The sequence below is a fragment of the Pseudosulfitobacter sp. DSM 107133 genome (assembly GCF_022788695.1).
Lineage (GTDB): Bacteria > Pseudomonadota > Alphaproteobacteria > Rhodobacterales > Rhodobacteraceae > Pseudosulfitobacter.
This window is the reverse complement of the sequence record NZ_CP085154.1, coordinates 3,279,097-3,295,124: the sequence shown is the minus strand read 5'-3', so window position 1 is coordinate 3,295,124 and position 16,028 is coordinate 3,279,097. Positions and strand designations below refer to the sequence as shown.

18 protein-coding genes are annotated in these 16,028 nt (G+C 60.5%); 15 read left to right on the top strand and 3 right to left on the bottom strand.

Going from position 1 to position 16,028, the window contains the following annotated elements:
• The first annotated feature begins 99 nt into the window (after nt 1-99).
• From DSM107133_RS16425 to DSM107133_RS16395, 7 genes are all read left to right on the top strand, one after another.
• A complete protein-coding gene (locus DSM107133_RS16425) occupies nt 100-1,815 on the top strand; it encodes a type I secretion system permease/ATPase (RefSeq protein WP_240310465.1) in 1,716 nt (571 codons plus the stop codon).
• Nucleotides 1,812-3,122, top strand: coding sequence for an HlyD family type I secretion periplasmic adaptor subunit (locus tag DSM107133_RS16420; protein WP_114292715.1), 1,311 nt, complete (start codon nt 1,812-1,814; stop codon nt 3,120-3,122). The genes DSM107133_RS16425 and DSM107133_RS16420 overlap by 4 nt, the downstream gene beginning before the upstream one ends.
• A gap of 132 nt (nt 3,123-3,254) precedes the next feature.
• A complete protein-coding gene (locus DSM107133_RS16415) occupies nt 3,255-3,713 on the top strand; it encodes a RidA family protein (protein WP_114292790.1) in 459 nt (152 codons plus the stop codon).
• Nucleotides 3,714-3,715: 2 nt separating this feature from the next.
• Entirely contained in the window at nt 3,716-4,477 is a 762-nt protein-coding gene (locus DSM107133_RS16410) for a glycerophosphodiester phosphodiesterase family protein (RefSeq protein ID WP_114292714.1), read from the top strand.
• A 74-nt stretch (nt 4,478-4,551) separates the two neighbouring features.
• Entirely contained in the window at nt 4,552-5,739 is a 1,188-nt protein-coding gene (locus DSM107133_RS16405; RefSeq protein WP_114292713.1) for a GNAT family N-acetyltransferase, read from the top strand.
• Nucleotides 5,736-6,032, top strand: coding sequence for a 4a-hydroxytetrahydrobiopterin dehydratase (locus DSM107133_RS16400; protein WP_114292712.1), 297 nt, complete (start codon nt 5,736-5,738; stop codon nt 6,030-6,032). Before DSM107133_RS16405 ends, DSM107133_RS16400 begins: the two co-directional genes overlap by 4 nt.
• 3 nt (nt 6,033-6,035) lie before the next feature.
• Nucleotides 6,036-6,887 carry a mechanosensitive ion channel family protein gene (locus DSM107133_RS16395; RefSeq protein ID WP_114292711.1) on the top strand — a complete coding sequence of 284 codons (852 nt, stop codon included), beginning with the start codon at nt 6,036-6,038 and terminating at the stop codon, nt 6,885-6,887.
• 100 nt (nt 6,888-6,987) lie between these two features.
• Here DSM107133_RS16395 and DSM107133_RS16390 read toward each other — a convergent pair whose 3' ends face one another.
• A complete protein-coding gene (locus DSM107133_RS16390; RefSeq protein ID WP_114292710.1) occupies nt 6,988-7,476 on the bottom strand; it encodes a peroxiredoxin in 489 nt (162 codons plus the stop codon).
• Nucleotides 7,477-7,579: 103 nt separating this feature from the next.
• Between DSM107133_RS16390 and DSM107133_RS16385 the strand changes: the two genes are divergently transcribed.
• From DSM107133_RS16385 to DSM107133_RS16370, 4 genes are all read left to right on the top strand, one after another.
• Nucleotides 7,580-8,782: an FAD-dependent oxidoreductase gene (locus DSM107133_RS16385; protein WP_114292709.1), complete on the top strand. Its 1,203-nt coding sequence runs from the start codon at nt 7,580-7,582 to the stop codon at nt 8,780-8,782.
• The gene (rsmD, locus tag DSM107133_RS16380) at nt 8,779-9,330 is read left to right on the top strand and encodes a 16S rRNA (guanine(966)-N(2))-methyltransferase RsmD (protein ID WP_114292708.1); all 552 of its coding nucleotides are present in this window, start codon (nt 8,779-8,781) and stop codon (nt 9,328-9,330) included. Before DSM107133_RS16385 ends, rsmD begins: the two co-directional genes overlap by 4 nt.
• A 120-nt stretch (nt 9,331-9,450) precedes the next feature.
• Entirely contained in the window at nt 9,451-10,239 is a 789-nt protein-coding gene (locus DSM107133_RS16375) for a substrate-binding domain-containing protein (protein ID WP_114292707.1), read from the top strand.
• Nucleotides 10,240-10,456: 217 nt separating this feature from the next.
• A complete protein-coding gene (locus DSM107133_RS16370) occupies nt 10,457-11,416 on the top strand; it encodes an IS110 family transposase (protein ID WP_243253540.1) in 960 nt (319 codons plus the stop codon).
• A gap of 12 nt (nt 11,417-11,428) precedes the next feature.
• On the opposite strand, the gene map is transcribed toward DSM107133_RS16370, so the two are convergent.
• Nucleotides 11,429-12,238 (bottom strand): type I methionyl aminopeptidase, encoded by an 810-nt coding sequence (gene map, locus DSM107133_RS16365; protein WP_114293169.1) that lies wholly within the window; start codon nt 12,236-12,238, stop codon nt 11,429-11,431.
• A gap of 69 nt (nt 12,239-12,307) precedes the next feature.
• Complete coding sequence (gene sfsA / locus DSM107133_RS16360) at nt 12,308-13,012, bottom strand: DNA/RNA nuclease SfsA (RefSeq protein WP_114293168.1); 705 nt, start codon at nt 13,010-13,012, stop codon at nt 12,308-12,310.
• Between the two features lie 49 nt (nt 13,013-13,061).
• On the opposite strand from sfsA, the gene DSM107133_RS16355 reads away from it, so the two are divergent.
• The 4 genes from DSM107133_RS16355 to DSM107133_RS16340 are packed head-to-tail and all read left to right on the top strand — an operon-like array spanning nt 13,062 to nt 16,028.
• Nucleotides 13,062-13,784, top strand: a complete 723-nt coding sequence (locus DSM107133_RS16355) for a molybdopterin-binding protein (protein ID WP_114293167.1) — start codon at nt 13,062-13,064, stop codon at nt 13,782-13,784.
• Nucleotides 13,781-14,503, top strand: coding sequence for a GNAT family N-acetyltransferase (locus DSM107133_RS16350; protein ID WP_114293166.1), 723 nt, complete (start codon nt 13,781-13,783; stop codon nt 14,501-14,503). Before DSM107133_RS16355 ends, DSM107133_RS16350 begins: the two co-directional genes overlap by 4 nt.
• Nucleotides 14,500-15,072 (top strand): peroxidase-related enzyme, encoded by a 573-nt coding sequence (locus tag DSM107133_RS16345; protein WP_114293165.1) that lies wholly within the window; start codon nt 14,500-14,502, stop codon nt 15,070-15,072. Before DSM107133_RS16350 ends, DSM107133_RS16345 begins: the two co-directional genes overlap by 4 nt.
• A complete protein-coding gene (locus DSM107133_RS16340) occupies nt 15,069-16,028 on the top strand; it encodes an OmpA family protein (RefSeq protein WP_240310495.1) in 960 nt (319 codons plus the stop codon). The genes DSM107133_RS16345 and DSM107133_RS16340 overlap by 4 nt, the downstream gene beginning before the upstream one ends.

The following is a 16,028-nucleotide window of genomic DNA, read 5'->3' as shown; positions in this document are numbered from 1 at the left end:
AGTTCAGCGACAGGGATCTTAAAGTCTTTACGCCCGAGAGGGCATAGCAAGCGCCATATCACAGGCGAAAAGGTGCCGATGCAAAACCGAGTTCTAAAAATGGGAGTGACCGAGCTTCGGCGCGCCCGAGCAGAGAGTCGCGGCCTGTACTGGCTGGTTGGTGTGTTCAGTTTGTTTGCAAACCTGCTGATGTTGACGGGGCCGCTGTATATGCTGTCGGTCTATGACCGGGTGCTGGGCAGCCGGTCAGAGGCGACGTTGATCGCCCTGTCACTGCTGGTGCTGTTTTTGTACGGCATCATGGGGATTCTCGATTATACCCGCAGCCGGATCATGGCCCGTGTGGGCGCGCGTTTTCAGGCGCGGCTGGACCGGCGCGTGTTCGACGCGGTGGTGCGTAAATCTGCGGTGGCGCCCGATCTGCAAACGCAATCGGGGTTGGCGGATCTGGAAGCGGTGCAGCGGTTTATCACCTCGCCTGTTCTGATCGCCTTTTTCGACCTGCCGTGGACGCCCATTTTTATCGCCGGGATCTTCATGTTCCATCCGATGCTGGGTTGGCTGGCAGTTGGCGGCGGGGCCTTGCTGATCCTGATTGCGTTTTTGAACCAGTGGCTGTCGCGCGAACCCCAGTTGCGTGCCGGCGTCGCCGGCCAGCAGGCCGGTACGATGTCCGACCAGATCCGCATCGAAGCCGAAATGGTGCAGGCGATGGGAATGCGGGATGCGGCCTTTACCCGTTGGGCAAAATCGCGAACGCTCGCGTTGAAAGAGCAGATTGCCGCGACAGATGTCGGCGGCACGTTCACCTCGCTGACCAAAACCCTGCGGCTGTTCCTGCAAAGCGCGATGCTGGGCCTTGGCGCCTATCTGGTTTTGCAGAACGAAATGACTGCGGGTGCGATGATCGCAGGGTCGATCCTGCTTGGCCGCGCACTTGCGCCGATTGAAATGATGCTGAACCAGTGGCCGGTGGCACAACGCGCTTCCAAAGGGTGGGACAACCTGGCCGAACTGTTGGGGGCCGTGCAGCCGGAACAACCCCGTACAGCCTTGCCCAAACCCAAGGCGCGGCTGGTGGCCAAGTCACTGACAGTGGTGCCGCCGGGGCAAAAGCAGGCGTCGCTGCGCGGACTGAACTTTGAACTGAAGCCGGGTGAGGCGCTGGGCGTGATCGGGCCTTCGGGCGCGGGAAAATCGACATTGGCGCGATGTGTGACGGGCGTCTGGCGGCCTGCGGGCGGGTCCATCCGCTTGGACAGCGCAGCCCTTGATCAATACGACCCTGACACATTGGGCCAGCACATCGGATACCTGCCGCAACGGGTTCAGCTGTTTGACGGCACGATTGCCGAAAACATCGCCCGTCTGGCAGAAACACCCGACGATGCCGCCGTTGTGGCCGCCGCCAAAAAGGCGGATGCACACGAGATGATCCTTGAATTTCCCGAAGGCTATGACACGCGCATCAGCGCGGGGCAGCAACGCCTGTCGGGCGGGCAGATCCAGCGCATCGGTCTGGCACGCGCGCTTTATGCCGATCCGGTGATCATGGTGCTGGACGAACCGAACTCGAACCTCGACAACGATGGCACCGAGGCACTGAACCGCGCGATCCGCGCGATGAAGGCTGACGGGCGGTCGATCATGATCATGGCGCACCGGCCTTCGGCCATTGCGGAATGTGAAATGCTGTTGATCCTGGATCAGGGCGCGCGCGTGGCCTTTGGCCCAAGGGATGAAGTGTTGAGAGCGAGCGTCCAGAACCATCAACAGATCACGCAGGCTCCGCTGCGCGCAGGAGGGATCTCATGAGCGCTGTACCCGCAAAAGCTTGGAGCGCCCGCGCGCCGGTATTGTTCGGCCTGTTTGGCCTGATCGTCCTGTTCGGCGGTTTTGCTGTCTGGGCCACACAGACCAACATCGCGGGGGCGATCATCGCGCAGGGGCGCATCGAGGTCGACCGCAACCGTCAGGTTGTACAGCATCCGACAGGCGGGGTTGTGTCGGAAATTGCCGTGAAAGAAGGGGATACCGTCAAGGCGGGCGATCTGCTGCTGGCGCTGGATGACCGGCAATTGAAGTCGCAGCTGTCGATCATCGAAGGCCAGCTGTACGAGCTGATGGCCCGGCGTGGCCGGCTGGAAGCCGAACGCGACCAGACCGATGAGGTTGTGTTCGAGGCGCAGTTGATCGAAGCCGGGACGAACAACCCCGATCTGCAAGAGCTGATCAGTGGCCAGCGCAACCTGTTCTTTGCGCGCCGCGACAGCGTCGCCAGCGAGACCGATCAGTTGCAGAAGCGGCAGGGGCAGATCCAGAACCAGATCGACGGCATCGAATCGCAGGAAAAGGCGCTGGGATTGCAGTTGGGCTTTATCGAAGAAGAGCTGACCAATCAAAAATCCCTTTTGGAAAAAGGTCTGGCACAGGCGACTCGGGTTCTGGCGCTGCAACGTCAGGAAGCCAGCCTTGTCGGGCAACTGGGGGAGCTGGCCGCCAGCAAGGCGCAGGCCGAAGGGCGGATCACCGAGATTGACCTTGAGGTGCTGAAATTGGGTGTCGGCCGGCGCGAAGAGGCGATCACACGGCTGCGTGATCTGCGCTATCGCGAGCTGGAACTGGTGGAACAGCGCCTGTCGCTTTTGTCGGATATCGACAAACTGCAAATCCGCGCACCGGTGTCGGGCATCGTCTATGGAATGCGGGTGCAGACACCGCGGTCGGTCATTCGTGGCGCCGATCCGGTGCTGTTCCTGATCCCGCAAGACAGGCCGCTGGTGATCGTCGCACAGGTGGACCCGATCCACATTGACGAAGTTCATGTCGGTCAGCAGGTGAACCTTCGGATGAGCGCGCTTGACCACCGCAGCACACCCGAGCTGATCGGGCAGGTGGACCTGATTTCTGCCGATGCGTTCGAGGATGAAGCGATCGGACGTACTTACTACCGTGCTGAGATCACGCTGAGACCTGGTGAGCTGAGCAAGTTGAACGAAGGCGACGTCCTGATCCCCGGCATGCCTGTAGAGGCCTATATCCGGACCCTGGACCGCACGCCGATGGCCTATCTGATCAAGCCTTTTGCAGATTACTTCAAACGGGCGTTCCGCGAATCCTGATCGGTGCAGGGGGCCAGCCCCCCGACGCTGCGCGCCGTCCCCCGGAGTTTATTGGGCAAGATGAAGCTTTGGGCTTTTGCTTTTGCGGGCGAAGGAATAGCGTCGCGGCGAAATTCAATATTGGAGATTGCGATGAGCTTTGCAAAGAAACTGGCAGACCTGGGTGTGGAACTGCCGAATGCGCCGGCACCTGCGGCGAACTATGTGCCCTTTGTTCAAGTGGGCGATATGGTCTACGTCTCGGGCCAGATCTCTAACGGTCCTGACGGGTTCATCACCGGGAAACTGGGCGCAGATATGGATGTGGCTGCGGGCGCGGCTGCGGCTCGGACTTGTGCGATCAGCCTGCTGGCGCAGGTCAAGGCGGCCTGTGGTGGCGACATCGACCGTCTGGTGCGTGTGGTCAAGCTGACCGCATTTGTGAATTCAACGGCAGATTTCACCGACCAGCCCAAAGTGGTGAACGGTGCGTCGGACTTTTTGGTCGAGGCGCTGGGTGATGCGGGGCGGCATTCGCGCTCGGCCGTTTCGGCGGCGTCCCTGCCTTTGGGTGTGGCTGTCGAGATCGAAGGCATCTTCCAGGTCAAATGATCATGCGGTTGCCGCAGGACTTTCTCGATGTGCCACTGGCGCATCGGGCCTTGCACGATGTGGCTGACGGGCGGCCCGAGAACAGCCGCGCGGCAATCCGCGCGGCGATTGCACACGGTTATGGAATCGAGATCGACCTGCAACTGAGCGCCGATGGCCATGCGATGGTGTTCCATGATTACGCGCTGGACCGGTTGGCCGAAGGCAGCGGAGCGGTGCGCATGTGCGATTCGGCGACGTTGGGACGCACGGTGCTGCGTGGATCGAACGAGGGGATTCCCCAGCTGGCCGAGGTTCTGGAGATTGTCGCGGGTCGCGTGCCGCTGTTGGTCGAGTTCAAGGATCAGGACGGCGCGATGGGTCCCCATGTGGGGCTGCTCCAGGACGTGGCGGCGCGGTCCCTGCGCGACTACGCGGGGCCGTTGGCCGTGATGTCGTTCAACCCCCATGCCGTGGCGCGACTGGCCGAGGTGTTGCCCGACGTGCCGCGCGGGCTGACAACAAGTGCCTATCGTGCCGAAGACTGGCCGCTGAGCGCCGAAGTCTGTGACCGGTTGCGTGAAATCCCGGATTATGACCGTGTCGGTGCCTGTTTTATCAGCCACGAGGCCGAAGATCTGGGCCGCGCACGTGTCGCGGCGTTGAAGGCGGCGGGGGCGGCGGTCTTGTGCTGGACGGTCTGCTCACCCGAGGCCGAAGCCGAAGCGCGCCTGGTGGCGCAGAACATCACCTTTGAGCAATATCTGGCCCCTCTCAAAGGTTGATCCGACGCAGCGCCGCCACACATAGTGTGGGTGGCCGCCGTCGCAGGGCAGCTATAACAACAAGCGGGGCAGAGATGAGCGGGCAAGAGGTAGAAATCAGGGTCGTCCCCACGCTTGCGCAGATTGACGCGGCAGACTGGGATGCCTGCGCCTGTCCCGAGTCTGGGGGGGGCGCGCGTCCGAACGATCCGTTTACGACCTATCGCTTTTTGCGGGCGTTGGAAGACAGCGGTTCGGTGGGCACGGGCACAGGGTGGCAGCCCCAGTATCTGGTCGCGTCGATGCAGGGGCAGGTGATCGGCTGTGCCCCGATGTATGTCAAATCGCACAGTCAGGGCGAATATATCTTTGACCACAACTGGGCCCATGCCTATGAGCGCGCGGGCGGGCGGTATTATCCGAAATTGCAGATCGCTGTCCCGCATACCCCCGCCACGGGGCGGCGGTTTCTGGTGCATCCCGACTTTGCCGAAGCCGGCTTTGCGGCTCTGGTGCAGGGGGCCGTGCAGCTGGCAGAAAACAACGGTATTTCGACCCTGCACGCCACGTTTTGCACGGAAGACGAGGCGGCGCTGGGCGTTCAGATGGGGCTGTTGCGGCGGACCACACAGCAGTTTCACTGGCACAACGACGGCTATGCGAGCTTTGATGACTTCCTTGCCAGCCTGTCCAGCCGCAAGCGCAAGAACATCCGCAAGGAACGTGCGCAGGCGCAGGGTTTTGGCGGCGAGATCGAAGTGCTGACGGGGGAGGCGATCCAGCCGCACCATTGGGATGCGTTCTGGGAGTTCTATCAGGACACCGGCGCGCGCAAATGGGGCACGCCCTATTTAACGCGGGACTTTTTCAATCAGGCGCAGGCGCATTTGCGCGACGACATCTATCTGGTGCTGGCGCGGCGCGGTGGGCACTATGTGGCTGGCGCGCTGAATTTCGTTGGCGCACACGCGCTTTACGGGCGCTATTGGGGCTGTACCGAGCATCACCCCTGCCTGCATTTCGAACTGTGCTATTATCAGGCTATCGACATCGCCATCTCTCTTGGGCTGGACACGGTCGAGGCGGGTGCGCAGGGCGAACACAAGCTGGCGCGCGGCTACCTTCCGACCCAGACCCATTCTTTGCACTGGGTGGGGGATGCGGGTTTCTCTGACGCGATTGCGACCTACCTTAGGGCCGAAGGTGCAGCCGTGGCCGAGGAAATCGAAGTGCTGACGGAATACGGACCGTTCAGGAAAATACAAATCGAGGAACAGGAATGACTGAAAAATTAAGCACCGAGACACGCAAGACACTGCTTGCGCCGTTGAAGGAAACCGGCTGGGACATGGTCGAAGGCCGCGATGCCATTTGCAAGACGTTCAAGTTTCATGATTTTGCGGATGCTTTCGGCTGGATGACACGCGCCGCGTTCTGGGCCGAAAAGTGGGATCATCACCCCGAATGGAGCAATACCTATAATAGGGTCGCTGTGGTGCTGATCACCCATGATGTTGACGGTCTCAGCTCGCTGGACGTCAAACTGGCGCGCAAAATGGACAGCCTGGCAGGATAAGAGATGTTTCAAGACTTAATGAATACCGAGATTTTTGGCGGCCATACCATTGCCGATTTCCTGACACTGAACATGCTGGCGTCGATTGCCGGATCGGTTGTCGGGGCGGTCGTCATCATCATTGTCGGCTGGATCATTGCCGCATGGCTGGGCAGCCGCGTGCGCAAGATCGGCACGGCACATGCGCATCTGGACAACACGCTGTTCAATTTCCTGGGCTCGATTGTCCAATACGTCATCATCGGCTTTACGATGCTGATCGTGCTGAACACATTCGGCATTCAGACCACGTCAATTGTCGCGGCGGTGGGTGCTGCGGGTCTGGCGATTGGTCTGGCCTTGCAGGGCACGCTGTCCAACGTCGCGGCGGGCGTTATGCTGATCCTGTTCCGTCCGCTGAAGATCGGCGATTTTGTCGATGTGGCAGGGCAGATGGGCACGGTCAAGGACGTGACGCTGAACTTTACCGAACTGGCCAGTATGTCGAACACGCAGGTGATCATTCCCAACAAGGAAGTCTGGGGCAACGTGATCGAGAACTACTCTGTCTATCCCACCCGCCGCGCCGAATGGTATTTCGGTGTGGGCTATGGCGCGAACCTGAAGGACGCCGAGGACACGATCCGCGAAACGATCATGGCCGATCCGCGTGCGCACAAGGAACCGGAACCGTTCATTCAGGTCGGCAACCTGGGCGACAGCTCGGTCGATTTCCGGGTGCGGGTGTGGTGCAATGCGTCGGATTACTTTGCCTTCACCAACGACATGAACCGCAAGGTCAAGGAAGCACTGGATGCCAAGGGTGTCGATATTCCGTTCCCCACGCGCACGATCTATCAGGCTGCGGCAGAATAAAGCGCGGCGATGCTGACATGAAAAAGGCCCCCGTTGCGCGGGGGCCTTTTGCGTTCAAGGCACGTCTCGATAGCCCATAGGGGTAACCCATGGGTGACCTTTACATGCTGTCCAGCAAACCTTCGCCGCCGGACACGTCACAGACGCCGGGGTTTTCTTCGGCCTGGAACAGGGTCACCTTGCCGTCGTCCACCAGCATTGCATAGCGTTTGGACCGTGCCATCAGGCCGACGGGCGGGGCGTCAAAGTTCATGCCGATGGCGGTGGTGAATTCGCTGCTTGCGTCCGACAGCATGGTGATGCCTGCGGCGGTCGCGCCGGTGGCTTCGCCCCAGGCGTTCATCACGAACGGGTCGTTGACCGATACGCAAATGATCTCGTCCACGCCTTTTGCGTCGAACTGATCCTTGGTGCGGATGAACGAGGGCACATGGGCCGAATGACAGGTGGGGGTGAAGGCGCCGGGAACAGCAAAGATCACGACCTTGCGACCCTTGGTCTTGTCAGCCAGGCTGACCGGAGCGGGGCCTTCTGCGCCCATTTGCACCAGTGTTGCGTCGGGCAGGGTGTCACCTTGAGAGAGTGCCATTATCGGCTCCTTTCGGGAATTGTGTTAACGTCCGTTCCCGATATAGGGTCCGCCAGGGATTTGGGCCATAAAAATCGGTCAGAACGTCAGGGAAGGACACAATATGCACGTTATTGTTATCGGGGCCGGTCAAGCCGGATCGTCTTGTGTGGCAAAGCTGCGCAACAAAGGGTTTGAGGGCAAGGTAACTTTAATCGGTGCAGAGGCGGTTCCCCCCTATCAGCGCCCGCCCTTGTCAAAAGGGTATCTGCTGGGTGACATGACGCTTGAGCGGATGTTTCTGCGTCCCGAAAGCTTCTATTCCGAGAACAACATCGACCTGCGCATGGGTACAAAGGTCGAGGCGATTGACCCTGTTGCGCAGACTGTGACGATACCGGGCGAAGTGCTGCATTACGACCAGCTGGTTTTGACGACAGGATCAGATCCGCGCCGTCTGCCTGCTGCGATTGGTGGCACGCTTGACGGGGTGTTCACCGTGCGCGACCTGCTGGACGTTGACACCATGGCTCCGCGTTTTGCCGATGGTGCGCGGGTATTGATCGTGGGCGGCGGCTATATCGGGCTTGAGGCGGCAGCGGTGGCGTCCAAACTGGGGCTGAAGGTGACGTTGGTCGAAATGGCCGATCGTATCCTGCAACGGGTCGCATCGCCGGAAACCAGCGACTACTTCCGCGCTCTGCACACAGGCCACGGTGTCGACATCCGCGAAGGTGTCGGGCTGGACCGCCTGCTGGGCGAGGGAGCCGTCAGCGGAGCGCTTTTGACCGATGGGTCCGAGCTGGACGTGGATTTTGTGATCGTGGGTGTTGGCATTGCGCCTGCATCGGGTCTGGCCGAAGCGGCGGGGCTGGAGATGGAAAACGGTATCAAGGTTGACGCGTTGGGGCGCACCTCTGATCCGCATGTCTGGGCGGCGGGCGATTGCGCGTCCTTCCCCTATCGCGGCACCCGTATCCGGCTGGAAAGCGTGCCCAACGCCATTGATCAGGCCGAGGTGGTGGCCGAAAACATCATGGGCGCGGGCAAGGATTATGTGGCCAAGCCCTGGTTCTGGTCGGATCAATATGATGTGAAACTGCAAATCGCCGGGCTGAATGTCGGCTATGACCGTGTGGTAACCCGCGACAGCGGTGCTGCGGTGTCTTTCTGGTATTACCTTGGGGACCAACTGCTTGCAGTGGACGCTGCCAATGATCCGCGTGCCTATATGATCGGCAAGCGACTGATCGAGGCGGGCAAGACGGCGGACCCCGCCATCGTGGCCGATCCTGACGCCGATCTGAAGCCATTGCTGCAAGCGTGAGGATCATCGCAGGCACATGGCGCGGCACGGCGCTGGCCCATCTGGGCAAGGGGGATGCGGGCGCACATCTGCGCCCCACCTCGGACCGTGTGCGCGAAAGCCTGTTTTCGATGCTGACCAGTCGCGGCGTGATCGACGGTGCGCGGGTGCTGGACCTGTTCGCAGGCACGGGGGCACTGGCGCTTGAGGCGCTGTCGCGCGGCGCGGCGCAAGCGGTATTGGTGGAAAACGGACGCGTGGGGCAAAAGCTGATTGGCGAAAACCTCAAAAAACTGCGGGCCGAGGACAATGCGACGCTGATGCGCAACGATGCCACGCGGCTGGGCGCCTGGATCGCCGCGCCTTTCGATCTGGTGTTTCTTGACCCGCCCTATGGCAAGGGCATGGGCGACAGCGCGCTGCGCTCTGCCGTCGCCGGCGGCTGGATCGCCAAGGGGGCCTGTATTGTCTGGGAAGAAAACGCCCCGATGACCGCGCCTGACGGCTTTGTGCAAGTGGACGGGCGTCGTTTTGGTGACACCCATGTGACGCTGCTGGAAAAAGGCTAGGTGCTTAGGGCAGTGTATGTTTGATGCTTTGGTGTATACTGCAATCAGGGCAGGTGTTGGCGGCTTCACGTCGGCAGGCTGTCCCGATACGAATTCCGATCCACTTAAGGGCGATGTCGCATGATCCGTAGTTTGGCCGCGTTGGCTTTGGCATTGACTGCTTTTGCTGCGCAGGCTGAAACGCTGAAACTGGCAGTCACCACACCTTTTGCGGTCTCCGGGCTGTCCGATGTGCTGTGGCCCGCGCTTGAGGCAGACACCGGTATTTCCGTGCAGATGCAGTCTGGCGACACGGTTCAGGTGCTTGCATTGGGCGAGACAGGGCAGGTGGATGCGATTCTTGTTCGCAGCCGCAGAGATGAAGAAACTTTTATTGCGACAGGGTTTGGCACCCATTGTCGTCAGATCATGTATGATGATTTTGTTCTGGTCGGGCCGGTGGACGACCATGCGGGCATTGCACAGGCCAGGTCTGTGACCGAAGCCTTGCAGCGCATCGCCAAAAGCGAACGCCGTTTTGTCAGCTATAGCGGTGACAGCGTTGTTCAGGCCAAGGAACAGGCGCTGTGGGCCGATGCGGGGCTGATGCCGCAGTCGTTTCCGAACTGGTACAGCGTTGTGTCTCAGGGCAGCCTGAGCGCCGCTGTGGAATTCGACGCCTATGCTTTGACGGACCGCGCCAGCTGGCTGAAATTTGACAACAAGGCCAGTCTTGCGGTTCTGTTTTCGGGGGATCCGGTGTTGTTCAACCAATACAGTTTTGTCCCGCTCAACCCCGAACGGCATCCGCATGTGGCACATGACCTGGCCGAACGGGTCGAGACATGGCTGAGCAGCCCGCGCGCGGCAGAGCTGATCAACACCTATACGGTCGGTGGCGAACCCCTGTTCACCTTCAGTGCCGAATAGATCCTGGGGTCCAGACCCTTCTGTATCTCCGATCTGTTATTGTTCCCCCGTCAGCGACCTTGGCCGAGGTCACTGACGGGACGTTGTATGGCGTCAGAGCCTTGTGGCCCAAGTTGAACTGGGACCACGTTTGCTAGCGAGCCAGCACTGTCTCTCTTCATCCATCTCGAACAGTTGCTTGTGGCCAGCTTGGACCACGGATCAGAAGGAAGAGAACATGAACAGGATAACACGAGACGCAATCCTTGGCATAGATGTCAGCCGCGATTGGCTGGACATTCATTGCCTGCCAAGCAATCAGAGACTTCGATTGCCCAATTCCGAGGACGGGCATGCGCGCGTGGGCGCCCTGGCAAAGTCAGCCTGTGCGCTGGTTTGTTTTGAGGCCACAGGGGGGCAGGAATGGCGTCTGTGGTCGGCCCTCGACGTTGCAGGGGTCGCGACCAGGCAACTGCCGCCCGCGCAAATCAAAGCCTTTGCCGCCAGCCGGGGCACGCGGGCGAAAACGGATAGGATCGACGCGGAGCTTATCGCGCGGTTCATGGCCTTTCGGCCTGATGCAGGGCGGACCTTGCCGCATGAAAAGATACGTCTTCTCAGGGCTTTGGTGTCCAAGCGTGGTCAGCTCGTCGAAACACGCAAACGGCTTTTGGCGCAAATCAAGGCGCATGCGAAACTGGGTTCGGATGATCTGTTCGACGTCATGGATGGTGACCTGAAAGACCTACTGGATCGCCAGATTGCAGGACTTGAGGTCCGGATCGAACAGATCATCGCCTCAGAGGAAGGCCTTGCCACGACTGCTGCCATCTTGCGTTCAGTTCCCGGCATTGGCCCGGTCGCCAGCACGATGTTGATCGCTGAAATGCCGGAACTCGGCCAGATCACGGGCGAACAAGCCGCCGCGCTGACAGGCCTTGCGCCCATTGCCCATGACAGCGGCGCGATGCGGGGCAAGCGCGCTATCGGAGGCGGCCGGCGCCCGCTGCGACACGTTATGTTCCAGGCGGCGCTCGTCGCCAGTCACCACAATCCCGTCCTGAAGCCGTTCGCAGACCGCCTTCGCGAAGCCGGAAAACCACACAAAGTGATAATCACCGCCGTCGCAAGAAAGCTTGTGACAATCGTGAACGCCCTTTGCAAAAGTCGGCAGAAATGGACTACTCAACTCGCTTGAGAAATACAGTTGCTAGTAGGTCGGGTGGAACGTTCCGGCCTCGGAGAGGGTAAAGATTTCAACACCGGTTTCCGTCACACCAACCGAATGTTCAAACTGTGCAGACAGCGATTTGTCGCGGGTTACGGCGGTCCAGTCGTCGGCCAGCGTTTTTGTCTCGGCGCGGCCAAGGTTCACCATCGGTTCGATGGTAAAGAACATGCCGGGCTCCAACCGCGCACCTGCGCCCTGGCGGCCATAGTGCAACACGTTCGGCGGCGCGTGAAAGACGCGGCCCAGCCCATGCCCGCAGAAATCGCGGACCACCGACATGCGGTGCGCTTCGACAAAGCTTTGGATGGCATAGCCGATATCGCCGAATGTATTGCCCGGCTTCACCGCTTCGATCCCTCGCATCAGCGCGTCGTGGGTCACTTGGATCAGACGCTCGGCCTTGCGGGGTAGTTTGCCTGCCACATACATGCGGCTGGTGTCACCAAACCATCCATCAACGATCACGGTGACGTCGATGTTCAGAATGTCGCCATCCTTCAGCTTCTTGTCGCCGGGGATGCCGTGGCACACCACATGGTTCACGCTGATGCAGCTGGCGTGTTCATAGCCCTTGTAGCCGATGGTCGCCGATTTGGCGCCCGCCGCGTCCACCATGTCGGTGATTATCCGGTCAATCTCGGCCGTGGTCTGACCGGGAAAAACATGTTCGGACATCGCATCAAGGATACGCGAAGCCAGTGCTCCGGCGGCGTACATACCAGCGGAGTCAGACGGATCGTAAATGCGTATGCCGTCTTTGGTCAGACGGCCCCGGTTTTCTTGTTTCAACAGAGGTCTCCGTTGGTCCTGAGAATTTGCACAATTGTAATGCAAGTGCAGAAAAATTGCCAGAGTTGCTTACATATCAACGGTCAGAGGATCGGCAATTGTGATCGCTTGCGGGGTTATATGGGTGCCGATGCAAATGGTTTCCACCCCGGCGTGTGTGGCGGTGGCATAGGCGGCGGCATAAGCAGGGTCAATATCGCCCGCCAGCGCGAAACGGGTGCAATCGGTGCGTTGCACCAGATACAGCATCACCGCGCGATGGCCGTCCTGTACCATGCGGGTCAATTCGCCCAAATGCCTGGCCCCGCGCGCGGTCACGCTATCGGGAAATTCGGCCAGTCCGGGTTGGCGGTTCAGGGTCACGGATTTCACCTCGACATAGGCATCGGGCAGGCCCGGTTCGCTCAGCAGGAAATCAATGCGGCTGCTGGTGCCGTATTTCACCTCGGGCCGCACAGTGCCATAGGCCGCCAGAGGGCCGATCTGGCGGGTCTCAAGCGCCGCACGCAAGGCGCGGTTGGGCACAGATGTGTCAACGCCGGTGAAATGCCCGTTTTCGTGATCGACCAGACGCCAGCCGTATTTCAGCTTTTTCTTGGGGTCGTCATTGGGCTCCAGCCAGATTTTCATGCCCGCTTCGGCCAGCCCCATCATCGAGCCGGGGTTGGCGCAATGGGCGGTGATTTCGGTGCGGTCTTCCAGCGTACAGTCGGCCAGAAAGCGTTTATATCGCCGGAGCAGGCGGGCAGGGACAAGTTGGGTTTGAAAGCGCATGAGGGCGGGCCTATACCTTGGGCAACACAGGCTTAAGGGAACCGCCCGGATGACACAACCAACCGCAGCCATGCTGGTGATCGGCGACGAGATCCTGTCGGGGCGCACCCGCGACAGCAACATGTATCATCTGGCCGGACAACTGACCGAACGCGGCATCGACCTGCGCGAGGTGCGCGTTGTCAGCGACGACGCGGATGCAATCACCGAGGCGGTCAAGGCGCTGTCGGCGGCTTATGAGCACGTGTTCACCAGCGGCGGCATCGGCCCGACCCATGACGATATTACCGCCGATTGCATCGCGGCAGCCTTTGGGGCGCATATCGATGTGCGCGATGATGCGCGGGCATTGCTTCAGGCGCATTACAACCGGCAGGGGATGGAATTCAACACCGCACGCCAGCGCATGGCGCGCATTCCCGACGGGGCTGTGCTGATCGAAAACCCTGTTTCGATTGCCCCCGGCTTTACCATGGAAAACGTGCATGTGATGGCGGGGGTGCCAGCGGTGTTTCAGGCGATGGTTCAAAGCGTTCTGCCCACCCTGACAGGCGGGGCACCCCTGATCAGTCGCACCCGGCGCATTGATCGCGGCGAGGGGGACATTGCCGGCCCCTTGGGGGAACTGGCGCGGGCCTATCCGGCCCTGTCGATCGGATCCTATCCGTTTCAAAAGGACGGGCGATATGGCGCGAACATTGTTTTGCGCGGCACCGATGCGGCGATGCTGGACGCCGCAGTGGCCGCGCTGGATGCAGAGTTTCCGGCATGACAACAGTACAGAAACTGTATGATGTATGCGACGCGACCTGGCCAGCAGCGCGGTTCATTCCACTGGGATCGTGGATGTTGCGCGAGGGACAATGCGGCGGCAAACGTGTTTCGGCGGCCTCGGCCACGGGGCCGGTGAGTGAGGGCGACATCGACGCCGCCATTTCCGGGATGGCGGCGCTGGATCAGGAACCTTTGTTTCAGGTGCGCGAAGGGGACGACGCGCTGGACGCGATGCTGGAAGCGCGCGGCTTTGTCGTGATCGACCCGGTTGTGCTTTATATCACACCCGTTGGGACACTGACCGACAAGCCGATCCCCAAAGTCACGGCCTTTTCCATATGGGAGCCGCTGGCGATCATGGAAGAAATCTGGGCCAAGGGCGGTATCGGCCCGGCCCGTCTGGCGGTGATGGCGCGGGCCAGGCTGAAAACCGCGATCCTGTCGCGCTGGAACGAACAACCCGCAGGTGTTGCCTTTGCCGCTATCCATGACGGCGTGTGCATGGTCCATGCGGTCGAAGTTCTGGAACACCAGCGCCGTCAGGGTGTGGCTGACTGGATGATGCGCAAGGCGGCTTTTTGGGCGCAGGAAAACGGGGCGCACAGCCTGTCGGTTCTGTGCGTGGCGACAAACACAGCGGCCAACGCGCTATATCAAAAAAGCGGCTTTACCGAAGTCGGGCGCTATCATTACAGACATCTGGAGGATGCAACATGAGCGACAAGACCCAACCCACAGCCCTGAATCTGCCAATGGTTGATCCGCTGCCCGCAGCGACGCAAAAATACTTTGACGTGTGTCAGGACAAACTGGGCATGATCCCGAATGTGTTGCAGGCCTATGCCTTTGATATCGACAAGCTGAACAGCTTTACCGCGCTGTATAACGACCTGATGCTGGGCGACTCGGGCCTGACCAAGCTGGAGCGCGAAATGATCGCCGTTGTCGTCAGTTCGGTGAACAAATGCTATTATTGTCTGACCGCCCATGGCGCTGCCGTGCGGCAACTGTCGGGTGATCCGATTTTGGGCGAACAGATGGTGATGAACTGGCGGGCGGCTGATCTGGAACCGCGGGTGGCGGCGATGTTGGAATTTTCCGAAAACCTGACCGTCGCCAGCGCCAAGACCACCGAGGCCCACCGTCAGACCCTGCGCGATCACGGATTTTCCGACCGCGATATCTGGGACATCGCGTCGGTCGCGGCCTTTTTCAATATGACCAACCGTGTGGCCAGCGCCACTGACATGCGCCCCAACGACGCCTATCACAGCCAGTTTCGGTGAACGCGCGGCTGGCAATAACGGCCTTGGTCGTCTGGGCCGCAGCGCCGGTTCAGGCGTTGCAGCTGACCCTGTCGACCAGCGCGCGCGAAACGGTCGAACGCAACAGCGCACTTGACCGCTATCTCGCGCCGACGGGGGCGTTTCAATACGGGGTGGGCGTGCCAACCGTCGCCATCGAGGGCCAAGTGCGCCGTCAGGCGTGGCGCATCGCTTCGGCCGGGCTGACCACCTTGCAGGTTCTGGTTCCCCTGCGCGCGCAGTTGAAAGCGGCGGGCTATGTCATCGCGTTGGACTGCGATCAATCCAGTTGTGGCGGCTTTGATTTCCGGTTCAACACCGAAGTGCTGCCCGCGCCGAACATGCGCGTGAACATGCGGGCCTATCGGTTTGTGACCGCCATCATGGGGCCGACCGAACAGCCGGACAGCGTGATTACGTTGATGGTGTCCACGACATCGACCGCAGCCTATGTGCAAATCATCGAAGCGGGGAAGATCGTACAGCAGCAAGGCACACCCGAGACCGTGGGCGACCGCCCGACGCCGGCCATCGCACCCACGGACCCGCCCCCACCTGTTGCGGATTTCGACAGGCAGCTTTTGACAGATGGCCACATCGTTCTGGGCGGGCTTGAGTTTGACACCGGCACCTCGGCGCTGGGCAAGGGGCCGTTTGCCTCTGTGCAAATGCTGGCAAAGTTTCTGCTGGCGCAGCCCGATGTGACGATTGCGGTGGTTGGGCACACGGACAGTGTTGGCAGTCAGGACGTGAACATAGCCCTGTCACGACAACGCGCCGCAGCAGTACGCCAGCGGTTGATTGATGCCTATAACGTCGATCCCGAACAGGTACAGGCCGAGGGCATGGGTTATCTTGCCCCGATTGCGTCGAACCTGACCGCGGCGGGCCGCGAGCAGAACCGGCGGGTCGAAGCGGTGCTGTTGTCACAACGCTGA

Excerpts from the sequence above, each read along its gene's own strand:
- DSM107133_RS16425 (WP_240310465.1), top strand. The coding sequence starts at position 100 with ATGGGAGTGACCGAGCTTCGGCGCGCCCGAGCAGAGAGTCGCGGCCTG.
- DSM107133_RS16420 (WP_114292715.1), top strand. The coding sequence starts at position 1,812 with ATGAGCGCTGTACCCGCAAAAGCTTGGAGCGCCCGCGCGCCGGTATTG.
- DSM107133_RS16415 (WP_114292790.1), top strand. The coding sequence starts at position 3,255 with ATGAGCTTTGCAAAGAAACTGGCAGACCTGGGTGTGGAACTGCCGAAT.
- DSM107133_RS16410 (WP_114292714.1), top strand. The coding sequence starts at position 3,716 with ATGCGGTTGCCGCAGGACTTTCTCGATGTGCCACTGGCGCATCGGGCC.
- DSM107133_RS16405 (WP_114292713.1), top strand. The coding sequence starts at position 4,552 with ATGAGCGGGCAAGAGGTAGAAATCAGGGTCGTCCCCACGCTTGCGCAG.
- DSM107133_RS16400 (WP_114292712.1), top strand. The coding sequence starts at position 5,736 with ATGACTGAAAAATTAAGCACCGAGACACGCAAGACACTGCTTGCGCCG.
- DSM107133_RS16395 (WP_114292711.1), top strand. The coding sequence starts at position 6,036 with ATGTTTCAAGACTTAATGAATACCGAGATTTTTGGCGGCCATACCATT.
- DSM107133_RS16390 (WP_114292710.1), bottom strand. The coding sequence starts at position 7,476 with ATGGCACTCTCTCAAGGTGACACCCTGCCCGACGCAACACTGGTGCAA.
- DSM107133_RS16385 (WP_114292709.1), top strand. The coding sequence starts at position 7,580 with ATGCACGTTATTGTTATCGGGGCCGGTCAAGCCGGATCGTCTTGTGTG.
- DSM107133_RS16375 (WP_114292707.1), top strand. The coding sequence starts at position 9,451 with ATGATCCGTAGTTTGGCCGCGTTGGCTTTGGCATTGACTGCTTTTGCT.
- DSM107133_RS16370 (WP_243253540.1), top strand. The coding sequence starts at position 10,457 with ATGAACAGGATAACACGAGACGCAATCCTTGGCATAGATGTCAGCCGC.
- sfsA (WP_114293168.1), bottom strand. The coding sequence starts at position 13,012 with ATGCGCTTTCAAACCCAACTTGTCCCTGCCCGCCTGCTCCGGCGATAT.
- DSM107133_RS16355 (WP_114293167.1), top strand. The coding sequence starts at position 13,062 with ATGACACAACCAACCGCAGCCATGCTGGTGATCGGCGACGAGATCCTG.
- DSM107133_RS16350 (WP_114293166.1), top strand. The coding sequence starts at position 13,781 with ATGACAACAGTACAGAAACTGTATGATGTATGCGACGCGACCTGGCCA.
- DSM107133_RS16345 (WP_114293165.1), top strand. The coding sequence starts at position 14,500 with ATGAGCGACAAGACCCAACCCACAGCCCTGAATCTGCCAATGGTTGAT.